This window comes from Pseudomonas sp. P4_C3 (assembly GCF_056402075.1).
The window spans coordinates 1-1,122 of sequence record NZ_JBFUIC010000660.1 but is presented as its reverse complement, the minus strand read 5'-3'; the positions used below and the strand labels follow the sequence as shown (position 1 = coordinate 1,122).

General features: G+C 60.1%; 1 protein-coding gene and 1 pseudogene. Both read right to left on the bottom strand.

What is annotated here, in order from left to right; genetic code table 11:
• Positions 1-716: class I SAM-dependent DNA methyltransferase (locus tag AC1DVH_RS31565; protein WP_477757085.1), on the bottom strand; the 716-nt coding region annotated here is incomplete at its 3' end.
• A pseudogene (locus AC1DVH_RS31560) lies at positions 713-1,122 on the bottom strand (hypothetical protein); the annotation flags it as partial. The gene AC1DVH_RS31565 and the pseudogene AC1DVH_RS31560, both read right to left, overlap by 4 nt.

Below are 1,122 nucleotides of genomic sequence, written 5' to 3'. Positions count from 1 at the left end.
TCTTCGTCGCCTTCCATGCCGTGCAGCAGGGTGTTCATCAATGCCAGGCGACGGGTGCCCGGCACCAGTTCTACGCCGACAAAGGCGCGGTTGCGCTGGAAACTGCGGGCCTTTTCGTCGAGGTCGTAGTGATCGTCGGTCTGGCTTTTGATGTAGGCATCTGCGGCAATCAGGAAGCCTGCGGTGCCGGCGGCCGGGTCCTGAATGACTTCGCCCGGCTGGGGCTTGATGCAGTTGATGATGCTGTCGATCAACGGACGCGGGGTGAAGTACTGGCCCGCACCGGATTTGGTTTCGCTGGCGTTCTTTTCCAGCAGGCCTTCATACAGATCGCCGAGGCCATCGCGGCGGGCGCTGAACCAGTCGATGCCGTCGAGGCTTTTGATCAGTTGTTCCAGGTGGCGCGGCTCTTTCAGGCGCGTCTGGGCATCGGCGTAGATGGCGGCGATCAACGGGTCGGCGTTTTGACCCAGGTCGAGGAGCATCTGCCGGTAGTGGTTGAGCAGGTTGAGACCGGACTTGCCGTTCAGGTCCGGCCAGCGCGCGCCTTCGGGCAGCTTGTGGCTGAAGCTGTCGTTGTTCTGGACCTGTTCGAATTCCATCTTGATGAACAGCAGCAGCACCAGTTCGGTGACGTAATCGCTGTAGTTGATGCCGTCGTCACGGAGGACGTCGCAAAGGTTCCAGAGCTTCTGGACGATGTCGCTGTTGGTCATGGGGCGCGCTCTAAAAAAATGGGGCTGGGGATGACGCTCAGGCAGCTGATGTCGTCATCGGTGGGCGGGGCGGGCAAGTGGCCGTCTCGCAGAAATGTTTGTTGGGTCTGGGTGCATAAGCCGGCCCAGAAGCCATCGCTCGCCAGTAACCAGTGTTGGTTCGGGCGGGCAGGCCAAAAGTTGATCTCAGGGTTGCTCTCRCGCCGGGCGCTGAAGCAGCGGGTCAGGCTGTGGCGTGTTGAGTCCCGAGCAATCTGTGCGAGGGTGAGATCACCCTGCCAGTTGGGTGCGCAATGTACAGTACTGAGCCAGTTGATTTCACTGTCCAGATCAATGAAGCCCAGGCAGCAGTCGCCTTCGTGAATCGTGAATGCCGCATCGGGGAGCAGGCAAAGCAGTAGATAAC